This is a genomic window from Flavobacterium sp. FG68 (assembly GCF_057808895.1).
In genome coordinates this window covers 1-21,732 of sequence record NZ_JBMDIY010000055.1, presented here as the reverse complement: position 1 = coordinate 21,732, position 21,732 = coordinate 1, and the positions used below count along the sequence as shown (strand labels likewise).

The following is a 21,732-nucleotide window of genomic DNA, read 5'->3' as shown; positions in this document are numbered from 1 at the left end:
CGTTGCGCAAGACGCACTGCTGTGCGTCTCTACGATATACGTTGTGTTGATTTTTATTTTTTTACAATTAATAATCAACAATCAACAATTCAAAACCGTTGTTGGTCGAAATTCTGCATTGCGAAATTTCAATTTATAGTACATTTATGTTTACAGATTATTTTAAGTAAATCAGCAATGAAAAATATCTTTCTTTCCATATGTTTTTTTGGTTTAATTTCCAGCGGTTTAAGTCAGGAATTGGCAAATGCTCCAAAACCTTTTGGGCCGCTTCCTACGCAAAAACAAATTGACTGGCAGGAAATGGAATTTTATGCTTTTGTGCATTTTTCATTAAATACTTTTACCAATAAAGAATGGGGGTATGGCGATGAATCTCCTGAATTATTTAATCCAACAAATCTTGATGTTCGTCAGTGGGCGCGCATTGTGAAAGCAGCTGGAATGAAAGGAATTATTTTGGTTGCGAAACATCACGATGGATTCTGTTTATGGCCTTCAGCATATACGGAACGTTCTGTGAAAAATTCTCCGTGGAAAAACGGAAAAGGTGATTTGGTTAAAGAATTGGCCGCAGCCTGTAAAGAATACAATTTAAAATTAGGATTATATCTTTCGCCTTGGGACAGAAATCGCGCAGATTATGGCAAACCAGAATATGTAACGTATTTCAGAAATCAGCTGAAAGAATTATTGACCAATTACGGCGATGTTTTTGAAATGTGGTTTGACGGTGCAAACGGCGGAGACGGTTATTATGGCGGAGCCAATGAAACACGAAAAATCAATACGCTTGAATATTACAATTGGGATGAAACCTATAAATTAATTTACAAAACAGCGCCTAAAACTTTGGTTTGGGGAGTTGGTCCTTCTGAAGCGCGATGGATTGGAAATGAAGATGGACGTGCCGGAAAAACAAACTGGTCGCTTTTACGTCAGAAAGATGAATTGGCTGGAAAAGTGCATTATACCGAATTTATGTCGGGACATGAAGATGGAGAAAAATGGGTTCCGGGTGAAGCCGATGTTTCAATAAGACCGGGATGGTTTTATCATTCGGTTGAAGATGATAAAGTGCGTCCGCTGGATGAAATGGTTGACATTTATTATGAATCGGTTGGACGAAATGCGACTTTATTATTAAATCTTCCGGTTGATAAAAGAGGTTTGGTTCACGAAAATGATGAAGCGAGATTAAAAGAATTGGTTGCAACCATAAAAGCTGATTTTAAAACCGAATTATTATCCAAAACAAAAATTACTGCTGATAATGTTAGAGGAAATAGTTTAGAATTTTCTGCAAAAAATGTTTCTGACGAAAATAAAAATACCTACTGGGCAACAGACGATAATGTAAAAACAGCTTCGATAACTTTTGAGTTTGAAAAACCAACAGACATAAACCGAGTTTTGCTTCAGGAATATATTGCGCTTGGACAACGTGTAAAAGCTTTTAATGTTGAAGCAAAAGTTGATGGAAACTGGAAAACCGTTGCAAACGAAACGACAATTGGTTACAAACGAATTTTAAGAATCGACAGAGTTAAAGCATCGGCATTAAGAATCAATATTACGGATTCAAAAGCAAATATTGTTATTTCAAACATTCAGGCTTACAACGCGCCAACTTTTGTGCGTATGCCGGAAATTCAGCGTGATAAAAATGGCGATGTAACGATAAAATCGGAAGATGGAAATCCAGTTTATTATTCGCTTGACGGAAAAAATCCAACGAAAAAAAGTGCTTTATATAAAGGAGTATTTCGGGTTAATAAAGCGGTTACTATAAAAGCCGTTGCTATTGATGCTGCAGAAAATATAAGCAGTGCTGTAAAAACGGCAAAATATGGTGCATCAAAAGAAAACTGGAAAATAGTTTCGGCTTCAAGCGGAGATTTAAAATCAGTTGACCGAATTATTGACGGAAATCCAAATACAGATTGGAGTTTTGGTAATGATCAAAATAAACTTCCGCAGGAAATAACTATTGATATGGGAAGCCTTTTAAACATAAACGGTTTTACTTATGTACCGCAGCAGGTGGGAAATAATCTTAATTTAATTTCTAATTACGAGTTTTACACAAGTACCGATAATGTAAACTGGACATTGCAGTCTGAAGGTGAATTTTCGAATATTAAACACAATCCAATTGAGCAGGTTAAGACTTTCAAAAAAGCTAAAGCCAGATATATTCGTTTTGTTGCCAAGTCAGCGGTAGGGAAGGGTTCAACAGTTTCTATTGCAGAATTAAATATTATTGAAACATTATAATGGTCTTTAAATTGTAATCTTTTTGCTTAAAGTTTCCAATTTTGTCCTATAGCGAAGGTAACAGGTTATTAGTCGAATTTTTGATTATTTACATTATGTAATATTTAATTTTATACTAAATAATTACAACAACAGGCAAATGATTAAAGAAAGTATAAATTTCAAAGAGGCTGGAAAGTTCGAAGAAACGCGTTTTGAAAAGATACACAATGTAATTTTCGATTCGTCTAAAGAAGCTTCGATTTTAGTTGCTCAGGAAATCGCCAATATAATTCAAAGAAAAGAAGAGTTAAACGAACCTTGTGTTTTAGGTTTGGCAACTGGATCTTCACCTATAAAAGTATACGAAGAATTAGTTCGTCTTCATAAAGAAGAAGGTTTAAGTTTTGAAAATGTAGTGACTTTCAATTTGGATGAGTATTATCCAATGGATAAAAAAGATATTCAGAGTTACTGGTATTTCATGCACGAGCATCTTTTTAATCATGTTAATATTCTGCCTCAAAATATTAATATTCCTGATGGAAGTATCAGCAATGAAGACCTTCAGCAATATTGTATTGATTATGAAATGAAAATTAAAGCTTACGGCGGATTGGATTTTCAGCTTTTAGGAATTGGAAGAACGGGACATATCGGGTTCAATGAGCCGGGATCTCACGTAAATTCAGGAACCAGAAGTATTACATTAGATCACTTAACGCGTGTTGATGCGGCATCATCATTTTTAGGAATTGATAATGTACCTAAAAAAGCAATTACAATGGGAATTGGTACAGTAAAAAATGCCAAAAGAATTGTACTTCTTGGATGGGGAATCAGCAAAGCGGAAATTATAAAGAAAACAATCGAAGGTGAAATTTCATCTAGAGTTCCGGCGACGTATTTACAACAGCACAACAACACAACTTTTGTTTTAGATACCGAAGCTTCATCAGAATTAACGAGAGTGAAAACGCCTTGGTTGGTAAAATCTGTAATCTGGACAGACGAATTGAAATTGAAAGCGGTGGCTTGGTTAAGCGAATTAACTAAAAAACCTTTCTTAAAACTGACTGACAAAGATTATAATGATAACGGAATGTCAAGCGTTTTAAGCGAAGAAGGAACTGCATATAATTTGAATATCAAAATGTTCAACAAAATGCAGCAGACTATTACGGGCTGGCCGGGCGGAAAACCAAATGCCGATGATACGTACAGACCTGAACGCGCTACTCCGGAAAGAAAAAGAATTATCATTTTTAGTCCGCATCCTGATGATGATGTTATTTCGATGGGAGGAACTTTTGACAGATTGGTAGAGCAGGGTCATGATGTTCATATTGCATACCAGACTTCTGGAAATATTGCAGTTTCGAATCAGGAAGCTTTAAAGTTTGCTGAAATTTCTAAGGCATTAAATGCTAATTCTGGTGAAGCGGAAAAGATTATTGACTTTTTGAAAAACAAAAAAAGTAATGATATCGATTCGTTAGAAGTTAGAAAATTAAAAGGGTTGATTAGAAGAAGTGAATCTCTGGCAGCAACACGTTATTTAGGTTTGCCGGATTCTAATGTAAACTTCCTTGATCTTCCTTTTTATGAAACGGGAACGGTAAAGAAAAATAATCTTGGTGAAGCGGATATCGAAATTATGTGCGATATCATTGAAAGAATAAAACCTCATCAAATTTACGCAGCTGGAGATTTAGCAGATCCGCACGGAACGCACAAAGTTTGTCTGGATAGTTTATTTGAAGCTTTGAAACGTTTGAAACACAAAAGTTATATGGATGACTGCTGGGTTTGGTTGTACCGAGGTGCTTGGCACGAATGGGAAACGTACCAAATTGAAATGGCGGTTCCAATGAGTCCGGATCAGGTGCTGAAAAAACGTCACGCGATTTTCTATCACCAATCTCAAAAAGATGGTGTAATGTTCCAGGGAGATGACAGCCGTGAATTCTGGATTAGAGCAGAAGACAGAAACAGATTAACAGCAGAAAAATATCACGCTTTAGGTTTAGCAGATTATTCTGCAATCGAAGCTTTCAAGAGATATTTCTTCTAAGAAAATATTTAAAATAAAATAGACTATTTCATGTGGTTTATTTGGTTAGTTACCAAGTTTTGAAATGCAGCCGTGGTTGGCTGCATTTTTTTTATGCTTGTTTTTGAGATTTAACCACAAAGTTTTTTACCGCAAAGAGCGCTAAGGTTTACGCAAAGTTCGCAAAGTTTTTTTTTAGCTTTATCATTAAAAGAAGCTGAAGGACACAAAGCTGTTCGTCATTTTTTGTCACCCTGAGCGAAGTCTAAGGGGACAAAGTTTTTCTTCATTTTTTGTCATTTCGAGGAACGAGAAATCGCACGCGAAACTCCACAAAGTATATCCTCATTTTTTGTCACCCTGAGCGAAGTCGAAGGGCACAAAGAAGCTCCGTAAAGTTTTTCCTCAATAAATATTCAATACAATCTTGTCATTTCGAGGAACGAGAAATCTTCGTAAGTAGCTCCGCAAAGATTGTCGATTCTCGTTGTCGAATTTCTAGTGCGATTTCTCGTTCCTCGAAATGACAAACTGTATCTCCGTTAATAAAAAAAGTTCGCAAAGTTTTGTGAATAAACTTTGCGAACTTTGCGTAAACCTTTGCGCTCTTTGCGGTTAAATACTATATAGAAGAATTCAAAATTCTCTGTTTCACATGATCAATATACGATCTTCCAATCACATATCTCAATCCTTCAATTTCAATGCTGTTTCCTTCAACGGCATCAATTTTATCAATTGCAATCGTGTACGAACGGTGAATTCTTAGAAAGTTTTTTTCAGGTAGTAAATCTGTGAAGTCAGATAAAGTGCTGTGAATGATATATTTTCCCGTTAAGGTATTTATTTTTAAGTAATCTTTTAAGCTTTCGATAACCAAAATCTCATTGAAGAAAATCTTCTTCATTCTTTTTTTGTCGATTTTTACGAAAATAAAAGGACTGTCTGTGGTATTTTCTTGCGGAGAATTGGTTTTATTTTCGAGTCTTTTGCTGATTTTATTCAGCGTTTTCATTAATCTCGGAAATTCGATTGGTTTTACGAGATAATCTAAAACGTCGAGTTCATAAGTTTCAATTGCAAACTGACTGTAAGCACTTGTAATAACTAATAATGGTGGGTTTTCAAGACTTTTTATAAAATTAATTCCGTCCAGAACAGGCATATTAATGTCAAGAAAAATAACATCAACTCTATTATTTTTCAGAAAATTTAAGCCTTCAATTGGATTGCTAAAAGTATCTATTACCTCAAAATTCTCAATCGGCTCTAAATAGTTTTTTATAACATTGATTGCCAATGGCTCATCGTCAATAATCAAACATTTTATTTTCATTTCTATAATCTTATGTTTTTGAGCGAAATAATTTAGCAGGTAATCTTATATACGAGAAAAAGCTGCATTTAGGTTACTTTAATCACAAGCTTCACGACAAAAATATTCTTTTTATTTTTAAATGAAAGCTTATAGTCATTTTTATTATATCCTAATTCCAGTCTTTTTTTGACATTTTCGATACCTATACCACTTGACTTGTTAAAATTATCCTGATGCTGCGTAATTTCTGGCGTTGGATTTGAAATCGTAAAATGCAGGAAATCCCCTTTTACTTTAAAATCAATGTTAATCCTGACTTTTCCTGTGTTTTTGTTTACACCGTGTTTAAAGGCATTTTCAACAAAAGTCAGTAAAATCACCGGAGAAATCTCCTTATCATGAATATCTCCCGAAACTTCCATGTTAACTTCCAGACGTTCATCATTTCTGATTCTTTCTAAATCCAGATAATTTTGAATACATAAAATTTCGTTTTCTAAACTTTGCTTTTTACCACTTGTATCATAAAGCATATAACGCATTAATTCTGAAAGTTTTAAAACAATCTTTGGCGTTTTATTCGATTTTTCTACAGATAAAGAATAGATATTATTTAAAGTATTGAAGAAGAAATGCGGAGAGATTTGCGATTTCAGGAAAAGCAATTCGGTTTCTAATTGTGATTTCTCCAAATCAGTTACTCTTTTTTGCTCTTTTAAAAAGTCTAAAGTGATTTTGATTGCCGTAACAAATGTGATTACGTATAATTCTCCCATCATCATATCAATGGTATAATTAAGTGTCAGTTTATCAATTGTCTGCGGACCTTCCGGCCATACATTGTGTGTGATTAACAAATAGGTAAGATTAAATTTTACCAATACCATAAGGAAGATGGCAGACAAAACGGCAAGAACATAAAGCACATACTTTTTTCTGTAAACCAGATACGGCATAAAAACCAGAATATTCAAATAACACAACGTCATGTGAATAGGAAAACCCAGCAAATTGGTTTTTAGCGAATATAGATAGTCATTAAAATAACTTCCCCATCGAAAAGTATTAAATAAGAAATAAGTCAGCCAAAAAACCACATGATAATACAAAGGTACGCGGTATAATTTGTTAGAATTGAAATTCATAATATGAGTATGTTTTGTGACTTTTTTTGATGTTTATCTAAGTTTATGTGTTGTCCGTCTAAATAAGTTTTAATAAAAAGTCGGTTTGTTTAAATTTAAAGTTAAATTAAGGTTGTTTTATATGAAGAAAATTCTCGTGCCGGCTTTATTTGCAATTTTGGCTACAAGTTGTAAAATAAATGTAAACAAAAATAATAAACAGGAAAATATTTTTGTTAACCATGTTGATCCTTTTATTGGAACAGGTGGACACGGCCATACGTACCCTGGAGCGACAGTTCCTTTTGGGATGTTGCAAGTAAGTCCAGATAACGGGATCTCAAGCTGGGACTGGTGTTCAGGCTATCATTATTCAGATTCTATCGTTTCCGGTTTCAGTCATTTACACTTAAGCGGAACAGGAATTGGTGATTTGGCGGACATTTTATTTATGCCGACCAACAAAAAAGTCGATTTGACATTAAAAACAACTTCACGCGATCAATTATCTTATAAATCATTTTACAGTCATGTTAACGAAAAAGCAGCACCGGGCTCTTACCAAGTTTTTCTTAAAGATCCTAAAATCAATGTAGAATTAACTTCTTCACAAAGAACAGCGTATCATAAATATACGTTTACAAAAAACGATAAACAATCTGTAATTATCGATTTAGGATTTGCCATAAATTGGGACAAAGCCTTAAAAACGGGAATTACAATTGAAGACGAATATACTATAAGCGGTTACCGATATAGTAAAGGCTGGGCAGCAAATCAAAAAGTATTTTTTGTAGCCAGGTTTTCAAAACCTATCATAGAATCAATTTTATCTGCAGATAAACAAATTGTTACCGGTAAAAAAGCAGATGCCGAAAATACATCGGCACAATTATTTTTTGACCCGAAAAACTCAGATGAATTATTTATAAAAGTCGCTTTATCATCTGTAAGTGTGGCTAATGCCAAAGATAATCTGGACGGAGAAAAAGCCAATTTCGACAATACAAAATCAGAAGCCGCTTCGATTTGGAATAACGCATTAAGTAAAATTAAAGTTGAAACACCAGTAGATTCGTTAAAAACGATTTTTTATACTGCGATGTATCACGCACAAGTTGCCCCTGTAACCTATAGTGATAAAAACGGTCAATTTAGAAAAGAGGACGATCAAATTGTTACAGCAAAAGATTATACCGCTTATTCGACCTTATCACTATGGGATACTTTTAGAGCCGAAAATCCTTTATTGACTTTATTGGCTCCAGACAAAACTTCAGACATTGTCAACTCAATGTTAGCGTATTACGATACGAAAAAAATATTACCAGTTTGGACTTTATACGCCAACGAAACCAACACAATGACAGGTTATCATTCGATTCCTGTAATTGTCGATGCATACTTAAAAGGTATAAAAGGTTTTGATGCCGAAAAAGCTTTCGAAGCCATGAAAGCCACCATGATGCAGGACGAGCGTGGTTTAAACTTCTACAAAAAATACGGTTATATACCTTATAATTTATTAGACGAATCGGTTACGATTACTTTGGAATATGCTTACGACGATTGGTGTGTAGCGCAAATGGCAAAAGCTTTGGGTAAAAATACTGATTACGAATTTTTCTTAAAACGTTCTGAGGCATATCAATATTTATTTGATCCGAAAACAGGATTTATGAGAGGAAAATCAGATGATGGAAAATCATGGAACGAACCTTTCGATCCAAAACATTCAAACCACAGAGAACACACGGATTATACCGAAGGAAATGCCTGGCAGCACAGCTGGTTTGTACCGCAAAATGTCGATAATTTAATTTCGATTCACGGCGGAAATGAAACCTTTACCAAACGTTTAGAGCAACTATTTACCGAAAGTTCAGAAATTACAGGAAACAATGTTTCGGCAGATATTTCAGGATTAATTGGGCAATACGCACACGGAAACGAGCCAAGTCATCACATTGCGTATATGTTCAATCACGCAGGTCAGCCTTGGAGAACGCAATATTGGGTACGCCATATTTTAGATACGCAATACAATACAACACCAAACGGATTAAGCGGTAACGAGGACTGCGGACAAATGTCGGCTTGGTATGTTTTCAGTTCAATGGGATTATACCCAATGAATCCGGCTTCGGGAGAATATGAAATTGGAAGTCCAATTTTCGAGAAAGCAACCATCAATCTTGAAGGCGGAAAAACTTTTGTAATTGAAGCTCAAAATGTTTCAAGCAAAAACTTTTATATCCAGTCGGCAACTTTAAACGGAGTCGAATTTAATAAAACAGCAATCACACATCAACAAATTTTAAAAGGCGGGGTTTTACATTTTGTAATGGGACCTCAGCCAAATAAAAACTGGGGAACAAAGAAATAAAACAAAAAACGTAACTAACCTACTAACAAATATATTTAATGGATATTATTGACGTATCGATAATCGTAGCTTACATTCTGCTCTCAGTGAGTATCGGAATCTGGATTTCAAGAAAAGCAAAACAAGGATTAGATGATTATTTTCTTGGCGGAAAAACAATCAAATGGTATTTTTTAGGTCTAAGTAACGGATCTGGAATGTTTGATGTTTCCGGAACTTCCTGGATGATTGGGGTACTTTTTCTATATGGAGTAAAAAGTTTTATGTTCATGTGGCTTTGGCCAATTTGGAACCAGATTTTCGTAATGATGTTCCTTGCAGTCTGGATTAGAAGATCGAAAGTAATGACAGGTTCTGAGTGGATTTTAACCCGTTTTGGAAGCGACAGAGCCGGAAAAGCATCGCATATTATCGTGGCTATTTTTGCCATTATTTCTACAATTGGTTTTATCGCTTATTTCTTCGAAGGAATCGGAAAATTTGTAACCATTATTCTTCCGTGGGATTTAACGCTTCATTATGGTGATTTAATTCTATTGACTTCAGAGCGCTCTTATGCCTTAATTATCATCTTTTTAACTACAATTTATACCGTAAAAGGTGGAATGTTTTCTGTAGTTGCAACAGAGGTTGTACAATATTTAATCATGATTGTAGCCGGAGTTTTAATTGCCGGATATGCTTTTGTCAATTATACTGATATTCAGATAAATTCGGTTATTACTGAGGAATGGAAAAATGTTTTCTTCGGATGGCAGTTTGAAACCCAGTGGAGTGATAAATTCCAAACGTTCAATAATTTAATTGATTCTGAAGGTTACAAAATGTTTGGTGCTTTTATAGGAATGACGTTATTCAAAGGTTTCTTTGCAAGTGTCGCAGGACCAACACCGAGTTACGATTTACAACGTGTTCTTTCAACTAAATCTGTAAAAGAAGCTGCTTATATGAGTGGTTTCACGAACTTAATTTTATTCATTCCAAGATATTTATTAATCACCGGAATCGTAGTAATTGCATTGGTAAACTTAGCACCAGAATTAAATGCCAACACAGGTTTAACCGGAGCCGATTTAGAATTATTAATGCCAAAAGTGGTCAATTTATATATCCCGGTTGGAATAAAAGGAATTCTTTTAGCAGGTTTATTAGCCGCATTTATGTCTGGATTCTCCGCTTTCGTAAATGCTGGGCCAGCCTATATTGTAAATGATATTTATAAAAAATACTTTAAACCAGTTGCGACAAATGCGCATTATATTAAAGTAAGCCAGATTTCATCTTTCCTTGTAGTTGGTTTAGGAGTTTTTATGGGATTCTTCGCAGACTCCATCAACTCTTTAACACTTTGGATTACAAGTGCTTTATACGGAGGTTATGTTGCTGCAAATTTCCTAAAATGGATTTGGTGGCGTTTTAACGGCTGGGGCTATTTCTGGGGAATGTTCGCCGGATTAATTGTAGCTTCTTTACAATTTGCTTTAGGTCAGGTGAAAGGAAGTTTAACCGAAGGATCATTTTTATACGATTTAGCACAAGTACAAGCGATTTATTTGTTTCCAATAATATTTGGTTTCTCAATTTTAGGATGTGTTTTAGGAACGTTCTTAAGTAAACCAACAGACATGGAAGTTTTAAAATCGTTCTACGCAAACGTAAGACCTTGGGGATTCTGGGGTCCGGTTTATAAAGTATTAAAGTCAGAAGATTTTACTTTCGAAAAAAACAATGATTTCTGGAGAGATATGATGAATTGTGCCATCGGAATTGTGTGGCAGTCGAGTATGATTTTGCTTCCGATTTTCTTTATTATCAGAGATTATCCAAAAGCAATTACGGCTTTGATTGTGTTTTTAGTAACGACTACAATATTGAAGTTTACATGGTTGGATAAGGTTAGAAAAATTGAAGATTAAACAGCAATTTGTCATTTCGACGAAGGAGAAATCTCCACGAGAAACTCTACAAAGATTGGCGACTAACGAGAAGGAGCTTCTTACGGAGATTTCTTCTTCGTCGAAATGACAAAACTGAAAAAAATTTAAACACATAGAAACATAGGTTTAAGTGTGTATAAAAAAGAATACAAAAGAAACTAGTTTCTAACACATAGCTATGTTTGTTAATGCAAGTGAAACGCCTTTAAGCGGTTTTCAAAAACTATGTTTCTATGTGTTTAAACAAATGACAAAAGTGAGAGAATAAAAAAACAAAACAATAAAAAAACAAAAATAATGAGCAGTATTCCTTGGCAAGACAGACCCGAAAACAGTAACGATGTAATGTGGAGATATTCTGAAAATCCAATTATCGACAGATATGCAATACCATCATCAAACAGTATTTTTAATAGTGCTGTAGTTCCTTTTGGAGATGGTTATGCGGGAGTTTTCAGATGTGATAACAAAGCGGTTCAAATGAATATTTTTGCCGGCTTTAGTAAAAACGGAATCGATTGGGACATTAACCACGAACCAATTGTAATGCAGTCTGGTAATACAGATATGATCGAATCTGCTTATAAATATGATCCGCGTGTGGTTTTCATTGAAGATCGTTATTGGATTACATGGTGTAATGGTTACAACGGACCAACTATTGGAATTGGATATACTTTTGACTTTAAAGAGTTTTTTCAATGCGAAAATGCCTTTTTACCATTCAACAGAAATGGTGTTTTATTCCCTCAAAAAATAAACGGAAAATACGCCATGTTAAGCCGTCCAAGTGATAACGGACATACGCCATTTGGAGATATCTGGATCAGCTACAGCCCGGACATGAAATATTGGGGAGAACATAGATTGGTAATGAAACCAAGTCCTTTTGAACAAAGCGCTTGGCAGTGTACGAAAGTTGGAGCAGGGCCAATTCCTATTTTAACTAATGAAGGCTGGCTGATGATCTACCACGGCGTTATCAATACCTGCAACGGTTTCCGTTATGCAATGGGTTCTGCGCTTTTAGATGTTGATTCACCAGATAAAGTAAAATACAGAACGCAGCCATATTTATTAGGTCCGGCAGAAATTTATGAAATGGTAGGAGATGTGCCAAATGTAGTTTTCCCATGTGCCGCTTTACACGATACAGAAGAAGATAAATTAGCCGTTTATTATGGTGCAGCAGATACTGCCGTAGCCATTGCATTTGGTAAATTAAGTGAAGTAATTCAGTTTACAAAAGATAACAGTTTATAGAAAAAGCATGCGTTTAAAAATTCAATGGTTAACAGTTGTTTTAGTTTCTTTTTCGGTTGCGGGATTTTCTCAATCGAAGAAAAATACCATTATTCCTAAAACATACGTCGCGGCAAAAACAACAAGTCCAATTACAATTGATGGAGACGAATCTGATGCTTCATGGAGCAAAGCAGACTGGACTGATCTTTTTGAAGATATAGAAAACGGCATTAAACCCAAGTATGCAACAAAAGTAAAAATGCTGTGGGACGAAACCAATTTTTATATTTTAGCAAAGATGGAGGAGCCGCACGTTTGGGCCAATTTAAAACAACGTGACACTATTATTTTTTACAACAATGATTTCGAAGTTTTTATAGATCCCGACAGCGACACTTTTAACTATTACGAATTAGAAATAAACGCCTTGAACACTGCTTGGGATCTATTTTTATCAAAACCTTATAGAGAAAATGATCTCGTAGTTTTAAACGACTGGAATATTCCGGGTTTAAAATCGGCAGTTAAAGTTCAGGGAACGCTTAATAATCCAACAGATACTGATCAAGGCTGGACTTTAGAAATGGCAATTCCGTGGGCATCTTACAAAACCTCTTATTTCGATCAAAATTTACCAGTCGATAAATTCTGGAGAGTTAATTTTTCAAGAGTAAACTGGCAGCATTCCCTTGTTGACGGAAAATACGAACGCAAAAAAGACGCCGACGGAAAATTTCTTCCGGAATACAATTGGGTTTGGTCGCCAATGGGAGTCATCAATATGCATGAACCTGAAAAATGGGGCTATGTTTATTTTTCTTCAAAAGAAGGAAAAGATACCTTTACAATTCCGCAGGACGAAAAAGTAAAATGGGAACTTTACAATTTATACAGAGCCCAAAAAGAATATTTTCAAAAGAATAAAATTTGGTCAAAATCATTGGCGAATCTAACAAAAGAAACGATCAGCATTGATAATAAAATTTTAAAACCTATCTTAGAAAATCATTCCAGCGGATATAATATTTCAGTAAAAAGTCCTTTTTCGAATCAAACATTTGTGATAAAAGAGGACGGAAAAATAATAGCAAAATAAACCACAAACCACTATGAAACTACCAAAACTATTACTTTTTTTACTGGCACTCAGCATTTTTTCGTGTGCCAAAAAAGAAGAAACCACCACATTTAAATTTGCAGTCTGGACAACCGCAGATGCCAAAAAATCAGACGCAGATTACACCAAAGAATTCAAAAAATACAAAGACGGCGGAATCGATGAAGTATTAATCAATACGACAACTGATCCAAAACTTTTAAAAAGATTAGTGCCTCTTGCTACAAAAGAAGGCCTAAAAGTTCACGCCTGGATAATGGCGATGAACCGTCCAAATGATTCAGTTGCGTTACAACATCCGGATTGGTATCAGGTAAGTAAAGAAGGAAAATCTTGTTTTGACAATCGTCCGTATGTTGATTATTACCAATGGTTATGCCCAACCAGAAAAGAATCCAGAGAACACGTTTTACATTTAGTGGAAGAACTGGCAAAAGTTGAAGGAATCGAAAGTGTTCACTTAGATTATATTCGTTTCCCGGACATCTTTTTACCAATTAGTTTACTGCCAAAATACAACTTGGTTCAGGATGTAGAATTACCTCAATTCGATTTTTGTTATTGTGACGAATGTGTAAAAGCATTCGAAAAAATCCACCATAAAAATCCAAAAGAAAGTCATAATACTTCTATCGATATGGAGTGGAAAAACTTCCGTTTAAATGCGATAAAAGCTGTTGTTGATGATGTGTATAAAATTGCGCACAAACACAACAAACAATTAACCGCAGCCGTATTTCCTTACCCTGAAATGGCAGATCACATGGTACGTCAGCGTTGGGACAAATGGAATATCGACGAAGTATATCCAATGATTTACCACAGTTTTTACAATGAAGAAATTGACTGGGTTGGTTATGCTACCAAACAAGGTGTTGCCGATTTAGAAGATAAGAAAACGAAAATCAATACAGGAATTTATATTCCGGGATTGAAAAATGATAAAGAGCTAAAACAAGCTATTTTAGAAGCAAAAGAAAATGGAGCAGTAGGAGTTTCATTTTTCGACGGAAATGCATTGTCTGAAAGTAATTTAAAGACAATCAAAGAAACAAAAGCAAGTTTAAAGTAATATTTTTAAACACATAGAAACATAATGTAGATAATTCAACTTTGTCAAAGTTTTAAACTTTGACAAAGTTCAGGCGATAAAACTATGTTTGTTAATGCAAGTGAAACGCCTTTATGCGGTTTCAAAAACTATGTTCCTATGTGTTTAAATAAAACTAAAAGTAAAAAAGCATGTCAAATAGAAGAGACTTTATCAAAAAAGCAGCTTTAGGCGCAGCAGCCGTAAGTTCTGTAGGCTTTAGCGGATTTGCAAAAGAGAAAGAAAATGAAAAAGAAGGCGCATTAGAATTTCCTTCAAAAAAAGTAAAAAAGCCAGTTGTTATTTCAACCTGGAACCACGGCTTGCCAGCAAATAAAGAAACCTGGGAACAATTAAAAGCCGGAAAACCAGCCTTAGATGCTATTGAAGCCGGAATGAAAATTCCAGAAGCAGATCCAAATGTACGAAGTGTAGGCTATGGAGGATATCCGGATCGCGAAGGAAAAGTAACCCTTGATGCCTGTATAATGGATCACAACAGCAATTGCGGTTCGGTTTGTTTTTTACAGGGAATTATGCATCCAATTTCTGTAGCAAAAAGAGTATTGCAAAATACACCTCACGTAATGCTTGCCGGACAAGGTGCATTACAGTTTGCTTTATCAGAAGGATTTAAAGAAGAAAATTTACTAACTCCTGAATCTGAAAAAGACTGGAAAAAATGGCTGGAAGATTCAAAATACAAACCAGTTATTAATATAGAAAATCACGATACCATAAGCATGCTAATGTTAGATCAAGATGGCAATCTTTCAGGAGGGTGTACCACCAGTGGTGCTGCCTGGAAGATGCATGGCCGCGTCGGTGACTCCCCAATAATCGGCGCGGGTCTTTTTCTGGATAACGAAGTAGGCGCTGCGGCGGCAACCGGTTTAGGCGAAGCTGTAATTAGAACCGCAGGAAGTGCGATGGTTGTCGAATTAATGCGTCAGGGAAAATCGCCTTATGATGCGTGTAAAGAAATCACAGAGCGTATTTACAACAAACACAAAAACCATAAAGACATGGAATATCTGCAAGTTGGTTTTATTGCTTTAAATAAAAACGGAGAACATGCAGGTTATAGTTTAAGATCTGGTTTTAATTATGCCGTTTCTGATGATGAAAAGGGGCATAGAATGGAAGATGCGAAATTTAAAATGTCGTGGGATAAATAAAAATACTATGCGGGAACTTTGTCAAAGTTTAAAACTTTGACAAAGTTTGACCACAATATTGTCATTTCGAGGAACGAGAAATCTCCGCAAGTAGCTCTACAAAGATTGACGAGTTACTATGAGGAGTTTCTTACGGAGATTTACTTCGTCAGTTCGCTATCGCTCGGGTCTCCTCCGTCGAAATGACAAAAATTGAGAAAACTCAATTGAGAATAAAAATTTTAAACACATAGATACATAGATTCTTCTCTCACAATCTATCCCGATAACAATCGGGGCTATGTGTTCAAACAAAAACAAAGAATGAAAACAACAATATTTATATTAACCTTATTACTTTCAGTTTTATCTGTTAACGCTCAGGAAAAAGCTCCATTTTGGCAGGATGAAAAAATCAATGAAGATAATAGAGAGCCCATGCACGCCGCCTATTATGTTTTTGAAAACGAAACATTAGCCGCTAAAAACGAATGGAGACAATCTAAAAATTACTTAGACATTAACGGAGCCTGGAAATTTAAATATGTGGATAATCCGGCGGCACTTCCAAAAGATTTTGAGAAAACTGATTTTAATGATAAAAGCTGGGATAATTTTAAAATTCCCGCAAGCTGGGATGTAAACGGTTATGGATATCCGGTTTATGTAAATACGACTTACGATTTTGATTATTTAATGGCACCAAATCCGCCGTTTGTGCCAACAAAATACAATCCTACAGGAGTTTACAGAAGAGAAATTACAATCGATAAATCTTGGGAAGGAAAAGATATTTTTCTGCATATCGGAACAGCAAAATCAAATCTTACGGTTTGGGTAAACGGTGTTTATGTAGGTTATGGCGAAGATGGAAAATTACCTTCGGAGTTCAAATTAAACAAATACGTAAAAACCGGAAAAAACACCATCGTTTTACAAGTGATGAAATGGAATGACGGTTCGTATTTAGAATGTCAGGACATGTGGAGAATGAGCGGAATTACCAGAGATTCGTATTTAGTTGCCAGAAATAAAGCTCATTTAAGTGACTTCGAAATTATTCCGGATTTAGATGCCAATTACGTAAACGGAAGTTTAAAAATCACAACTCAATTTTCTGATTTAGATAAAAAAGACAGCTATACTTTAGACGTTCAGTTAAAAGATGGAGACAAGATTGTAACGTCAAAAAATATTGCTGCTTTAAGCGAAAAACAAACTTTTGATTTTAATGTTGAGAATCCGAAGAAATGGAGTGCAGAAATTCCGAATTTATATCAGGTACGTTTTATTTTAAAAGATAAAAAAGGAGCTGTAATTGAAGTTATCAATCAAAATGTTGGTTTTAGAAAAGTAGAAATTAAGGGCGGACAGCTTTTAGTAAATGGAAAAGCGATTTACATAAAAGGTGTAAACCGTCATGAAGTTGATCCAATTACAGGTCAGACAATTTCAAGAGAAAGAATGGAGCAGGATATTAAATTGATGAAAGAATTTAATATCAATGCCGTGAGAATGTCGCATTATCCAAACGATGAATATTTCTACGAATTATGTGATAAATACGGAATTTATGTGGTTGATGAAGCCAACATAGAATCACACGGAATGGGTTACGATATTACCAAAACACTTGGCAATAAACCGGACTGGGAATTAGCGCACATTCAGCGTATGCAGCGAATGATCGAAAGAGATAAAAATCATACTTCGATTATTATTTGGAGTATGGGGAATGAAGCCGGAAACGGTTACAACTTTTACAGAGGTTATTTGTGGATTAAAAACCGTGATAAATCAAGACCAATTCAATATGAAAGAGCAACTGCAGGAGCTTGGGACGGAAAAGATTTAAAATTTGAATGGGATTCAGACATTATCGATCCAATGTACAGTTCGCCAAACAAAATGGAAGAATATATTCTGGCAAACCCAAATCCGTCAAGACCATACATTCAGTGTGAATATGCACATGCAATGGGGAATTCGATGGGGAATTTTAAAGATTATTGGGATGTCATTCGCAAATATCCAAACTTTCAGGGAGGTTTCATTTGGGATATGATCGATCAGTCGGTTTATAAAAAACTGGATAACGGAACCACAATTTTAGCTTACGGAGGAGATTTTGGTCCAAAAGATGTAAAAAGCGATAACAACTTTGTGAACAACGGCGTATTTACGGTGGACAGAAAACCAAATCCGCATGCGCTTGAAGTACGAAATGTGTATCAAAATATCCTAACTTCCTGGGAAAATCAGGAAACGGCTACAATAAAAGTTTACAATGAATTTACGTTTAAAGATTTAAGCAACGTAACTTTGCATTGGACCTTAATTTTAGACGGAGTGAAAGAAACGACAGGCGTTATCGATTATCTAGCAATCGATCCAACACAATCAAAAACCTATACATTGCCCATTAAATTAGGCGATAAAAAATTTCAGGAAGCTTTTATAAACATCAGCTATCAGTTAAAACAAGAAGAACCATTTTTGCCAAAAGGTTTCGAAATTGCAACGGAACAACTGGCGTATAAAGGAACGTGGAAAAACGATATTAAAATCGAAGGCGCTTCAAAAATTACAGTTGAGAAAAAAGCCAATGCTACAGTTTTCAAAAGTGACAAAGCTGAGATTACTTTCGATAAAAAAACAGGGTTTATCAGCGGTTATTCCTTCAATAATCAGTCTATTATAAAAGATGGATATCAATTGCGCCCAAATCTTTGGAGAGCACCAAACGATAATGATTTTGGCGCTAATTTTCAGGTAAACTTAAAAGCTTGGAAAGAGGCGACAGAAAATCCAACTTTGGTAAACTGGACATTTACTCCATCAAAAGACAATAAAATTCTGGTAAAAGCAACATATAGTTTAGCGCAGGTTTCTTCGACTTTAGAATTGAATTATGAGTTAAACGGAAACGGAGAATTAGTTGTAAAAGAAGTTTTAAATATTGATAAAAATAAAGAACAGCCTATTTTACCAAGATTTGGAATGGAAGTAATTGTTCCGAGAGATTTCAGTAATATGACCTATTACGGAAGAGGCCCGCACGAAAATTACATCGACAGAAAGTACAGTTCAAAAGTGGGATTGTATACACAAACCGTTTCAGAACAATATTATCCATACATCCGTCCGCAGGAAACGGGAAATAAAACAGATGTACGTTTCTTAGAATTATCAGGAGATAAATTGAAATTAACGGTAACATCTGATGAATTATTGGCCGTAACCGCTTTACATTTTTTAAATGAAGATTTAGACGACGGATTGCAAAAAGACCAAAGACACGCTGCCGAATTGAAAGAAAGAGATTTAACAAGTTTAAAAATCGATTCGAAACAAATGGGAGTTGGCGGAATCGACAGCTGGCAAGCCTGGCCAATGGAAAAATATCTTTTAAGAGGAAAAAATTATCAGTATCAATTTAAAATAACACCATCTTTAAAATAATAATTATGAGATCATTAAAACCATTATTCGTCTTAATCTTCTTAACTGTTTTAAGTTTGGGTTATAGTCAGAAAAAAGTTTTTACTGCAAAAGACATTCAAATCATTCCGAAACCCAATCAGGTTTTGATTCAGTCAGGAAGTTTTGAGTTTTCTAAAAATACCGTTTTTGTTGCCAATACTGATTTTCAAAAAGATATTTCAAGCGCTTTAATCAACAAATTTGAAGTGGCTGCAGGCTGGCGACCAATTTTGGGAGTAAAAGCACCGCAGAACAATTTTGTTCAGTTTAAAACAGATCCAAATCTGCATAAAGAAGCGTATAAAGTTGAGGTAAACAATAATATAATTACAATTACAGCAAAAGGAAATGCCGGTTTTATCTACGGATTAGAAACCATCAGACAATTACTTCCTACTGCGATTGAAAGCACTTATGCAATTTCATCTGCAAAATGGCAGATCCCGAATATTGTGATTACAGACGAACCGCGTTTTCAATGGAGAGGTTTAATGCTGGATTTATCTCGTCATTTTTTCGATAAAAATTATATTCTGGCAACCATCGATCGTTTAGCCATGCACAAAATGAACGTTTTGCATTTACATTTAGTTGATGATCAGGGCTGGAGAATTGAAATTAAAAAATATCCAAAACTTACAGAAGTTGGAGCATGGAGAGTGAATCAGGAAAACGTAGCTTGGAATGCCAGATTAGCGACAAACCCTGATGAAAAAGGAACTTACGGCGGATTTTTTACGCAGGAAGAATTAAAAGAAATCGTAAAATATGCAGCAAGCAAAAACATCGAAGTAATTCCAGAAATCGAAATGCCGGCGCACGTAAGCTCTGCCATTGCAGCTTATCCGGAACTGGCTTGTTTTGATCAGCGTATTGGCGTTCCGTCTGGCGGAGTTTGGCCTATTACAGATATTTATTGTGCAGGAAAAGAATCTACATTTGAGTTTCTGCAAAATGTATTAGACGAAGTAATGACGATTTTTCCATCAAAATATATTCATATTGGAGGCGACGAAGCGACAAAAACCAATTGGGATAAATGTCCAAACTGCCAAAAAAGAATGAAAGATTTAGGTCTGAAAAATTCAACGGAACTGCAAAGTTATTTTGTAAAACGTATTGAAAAATACATCAATTCTAAAGGTAAAAAAGTAATTGGCTGGGATGAAATTGTAGAAGGCGGTTTAGCTCCAGAAGCAACTGTAATGAGCTGGAGAGGAACAAAAGGCGGTATTGAAGCGGCAGATCAAGGTCATGATGTTATTATGACTCCGGAATCTCCTTGTTATTTTAATTTTTACCAAGGTCCTCAAAATGAAGAACCATTGGCGTTTGATGCCTATAATCCTTTAAATAAAGTGTACGAATTTGAGCCAATCGTACCAACAATGTCACCTGTTGAAGCGAATCATGTTTTGGGCGGACAGGCTAATTTATGGGTAGAATATCTTTCGGGACCAAAGGATTCAGAATATATGATTTTTCCAAGACTGGCAGCTATGGCTGAGGTTTTATGGAGTTCGAAAGAAAGCCGTAACTGGATTGATTTTACAACGAGACTGAAACCATTATTAAATCGCTATGATTATTTAGGAATCAATTATGCTAAAAGTGCTTATTTGGTAACCGCTTCTTCAACAGCAGATTTGACTAAAAAACAAATTAATGTGACACTGAAAAATGAATTCCCAAATCCGGATATTCGATATGTTTTAGGAGATAAAACGATCGATCATCATGCGGTGAAATATATAAACCCAATTGAATTTAAAGAAACGACTGTTTTAAAAGCTTCTTTATTTCAGGATGAAAAACCAGTTGGAAAAACATTTACAGATACTATTATTTTCCATAAAGCTTTTGCACAAAAAGTCAAATACTTAACGCCTTATAATGATAATTATAAAGGAGATGCTAATACAATGGTCAATACAATTCGAGGAAGTAAAAACTTCCATGATGGACAATGGCAGGCGTGGCTTGTTAATGATATGGAATTGGTAATTGATTTTGAAAAACAGGAAAGCGTTGAACAGGTAATCGTAGGAGCTTTAGAGAGTCAGGGAGCTGGCGTTAATTTTCCTGTAAAAATTAAAGTTTTGGTTTCAAATGATGGAATCAAATATCAGGAAGTTGGGAAAGTTTCACGTCCGTATGCTCCAAATGTAACTTCGGAATTGAAGGATTTCAAAATCAATTTTGGAAAAGTCAATACACGATTTGTAAAAGTAATCGCTTATAACCTTAAGAAAAGCCCGAAAGGGGAAAGTTCTTGGTTGTTTGTGGATGAGATTTTAGTGAATTAAGCCGTATTACAAGCAATCTTGTCATTTCGACGAAGGAGAAATCTCCACAAGTAGCTCGACAAAGATTGATGAATTACTATGAGGAGTTTCTTGCGAAGATTTCTCCTCCGTCGAAATGACAAAAATCTGGAGAAACTTTGAAAAAGCTATACGCTTATAGTATTACACTCAATCTTGTCATTTCGACGAAGGAGAAATCTCCACGAGTAGCTCGACAAAGATTGATGAATTACTATGAGGAGTTTCTTGCGAAGATTTCT

At 35.2% G+C, this 21,732-nt stretch carries 12 protein-coding genes; 10 read left to right on the top strand and 2 right to left on the bottom strand.

All coding sequences use genetic code 11. The features are described 5' to 3' along the window. The first annotated feature begins 177 nt into the window (after positions 1-177). Together ACODSB_RS23340 and nagB are read left to right on the top strand one after the other, a co-directional pair. Complete coding sequence (locus ACODSB_RS23340; RefSeq protein ID WP_488938800.1) at positions 178-2,277, top strand: alpha-L-fucosidase; 2,100 nt, start codon at positions 178-180, stop codon at positions 2,275-2,277. A gap of 139 nt (positions 2,278-2,416) precedes the next feature. Then, positions 2,417-4,330, top strand: a complete 1,914-nt coding sequence (nagB, locus tag ACODSB_RS23335) for a glucosamine-6-phosphate deaminase (RefSeq protein WP_053473060.1) — start codon at positions 2,417-2,419, stop codon at positions 4,328-4,330. 601 nt (positions 4,331-4,931) lie between these two features. Here nagB and ACODSB_RS23330 read toward each other — a convergent pair. Beyond that, positions 4,932-5,645 (bottom strand): LytR/AlgR family response regulator transcription factor, encoded by a 714-nt coding sequence (locus tag ACODSB_RS23330; RefSeq protein ID WP_073486976.1) that lies wholly within the window; start codon positions 5,643-5,645, stop codon positions 4,932-4,934. A 68-nt stretch (positions 5,646-5,713) separates the two neighbouring features. After that, positions 5,714-6,772 (bottom strand): sensor histidine kinase, encoded by a 1,059-nt coding sequence (locus tag ACODSB_RS23325; RefSeq protein ID WP_256637205.1) that lies wholly within the window; start codon positions 6,770-6,772, stop codon positions 5,714-5,716. Positions 6,773-6,893: 121 nt separating this feature from the next. Here ACODSB_RS23325 and ACODSB_RS23320 point away from each other — a divergent pair, with 121 nt between their 5' ends. The 8 genes from ACODSB_RS23320 to ACODSB_RS23285 all read left to right on the top strand — a co-directional run bounded on the left by ACODSB_RS23320 (position 6,894) and on the right by ACODSB_RS23285 (position 21,472). Further along, entirely contained in the window at positions 6,894-9,137 is a 2,244-nt protein-coding gene (locus tag ACODSB_RS23320; RefSeq protein WP_488938799.1) for a GH92 family glycosyl hydrolase, read from the top strand. A gap of 38 nt (positions 9,138-9,175) precedes the next feature. Next, entirely contained in the window at positions 9,176-11,053 is a 1,878-nt protein-coding gene (locus ACODSB_RS23315) for a sodium:solute symporter family protein (RefSeq protein ID WP_488938798.1), read from the top strand. 318 nt (positions 11,054-11,371) lie between these two features. Further along, positions 11,372-12,337: a glycoside hydrolase family 130 protein gene (locus tag ACODSB_RS23310; protein ID WP_056203439.1), complete on the top strand. Its 966-nt coding sequence runs from the start codon at positions 11,372-11,374 to the stop codon at positions 12,335-12,337. Between the two features lie 7 nt (positions 12,338-12,344). Beyond that, on the top strand, positions 12,345-13,415 hold the full coding sequence (locus tag ACODSB_RS23305; protein WP_488938797.1) for a carbohydrate-binding family 9-like protein: 1,071 nt from the start codon (positions 12,345-12,347) through the stop codon (positions 13,413-13,415). A gap of 13 nt (positions 13,416-13,428) precedes the next feature. Then, a complete protein-coding gene (locus ACODSB_RS23300) occupies positions 13,429-14,508 on the top strand; it encodes a putative glycoside hydrolase (protein WP_488938796.1) in 1,080 nt (359 codons plus the stop codon). A 170-nt stretch (positions 14,509-14,678) separates the two neighbouring features. Further along, complete coding sequence (locus tag ACODSB_RS23295) at positions 14,679-15,704, top strand: isoaspartyl peptidase/L-asparaginase family protein (RefSeq protein ID WP_088636425.1); 1,026 nt, start codon at positions 14,679-14,681, stop codon at positions 15,702-15,704. Between the two features lie 303 nt (positions 15,705-16,007). Then, on the top strand, positions 16,008-19,145 hold the full coding sequence (gene lacZ, locus ACODSB_RS23290) for a beta-galactosidase, LacZ type (protein WP_488938795.1): 3,138 nt from the start codon (positions 16,008-16,010) through the stop codon (positions 19,143-19,145). A gap of 5 nt (positions 19,146-19,150) precedes the next feature. Continuing rightward, a complete protein-coding gene (locus ACODSB_RS23285) occupies positions 19,151-21,472 on the top strand; it encodes a glycoside hydrolase family 20 protein (RefSeq protein ID WP_488938794.1) in 2,322 nt (773 codons plus the stop codon). Positions 21,473-21,732: the final 260 nt, after the last annotated feature.

What these genes read in the sequence shown, in the direction of transcription:
- ACODSB_RS23340 (WP_488938800.1), top strand. Translation starts at nt 178, where the DNA reads ATGAAAAATATCTTTCTTTCCATATGTTTTTTTGGTTTAATTTCCAGC.
- nagB (WP_053473060.1), top strand. Translation starts at nt 2,417, where the DNA reads ATGATTAAAGAAAGTATAAATTTCAAAGAGGCTGGAAAGTTCGAAGAA.
- ACODSB_RS23330 (WP_073486976.1), bottom strand. Translation starts at nt 5,645, where the DNA reads ATGAAAATAAAATGTTTGATTATTGACGATGAGCCATTGGCAATCAAT.
- ACODSB_RS23325 (WP_256637205.1), bottom strand. Translation starts at nt 6,772, where the DNA reads ATGAATTTCAATTCTAACAAATTATACCGCGTACCTTTGTATTATCAT.
- ACODSB_RS23320 (WP_488938799.1), top strand. Translation starts at nt 6,894, where the DNA reads ATGAAGAAAATTCTCGTGCCGGCTTTATTTGCAATTTTGGCTACAAGT.
- ACODSB_RS23315 (WP_488938798.1), top strand. Translation starts at nt 9,176, where the DNA reads ATGGATATTATTGACGTATCGATAATCGTAGCTTACATTCTGCTCTCA.
- ACODSB_RS23310 (WP_056203439.1), top strand. Translation starts at nt 11,372, where the DNA reads ATGAGCAGTATTCCTTGGCAAGACAGACCCGAAAACAGTAACGATGTA.
- ACODSB_RS23305 (WP_488938797.1), top strand. Translation starts at nt 12,345, where the DNA reads ATGCGTTTAAAAATTCAATGGTTAACAGTTGTTTTAGTTTCTTTTTCG.
- ACODSB_RS23300 (WP_488938796.1), top strand. Translation starts at nt 13,429, where the DNA reads ATGAAACTACCAAAACTATTACTTTTTTTACTGGCACTCAGCATTTTT.
- ACODSB_RS23295 (WP_088636425.1), top strand. Translation starts at nt 14,679, where the DNA reads ATGTCAAATAGAAGAGACTTTATCAAAAAAGCAGCTTTAGGCGCAGCA.
- lacZ (WP_488938795.1), top strand. Translation starts at nt 16,008, where the DNA reads ATGAAAACAACAATATTTATATTAACCTTATTACTTTCAGTTTTATCT.
- ACODSB_RS23285 (WP_488938794.1), top strand. Translation starts at nt 19,151, where the DNA reads ATGAGATCATTAAAACCATTATTCGTCTTAATCTTCTTAACTGTTTTA.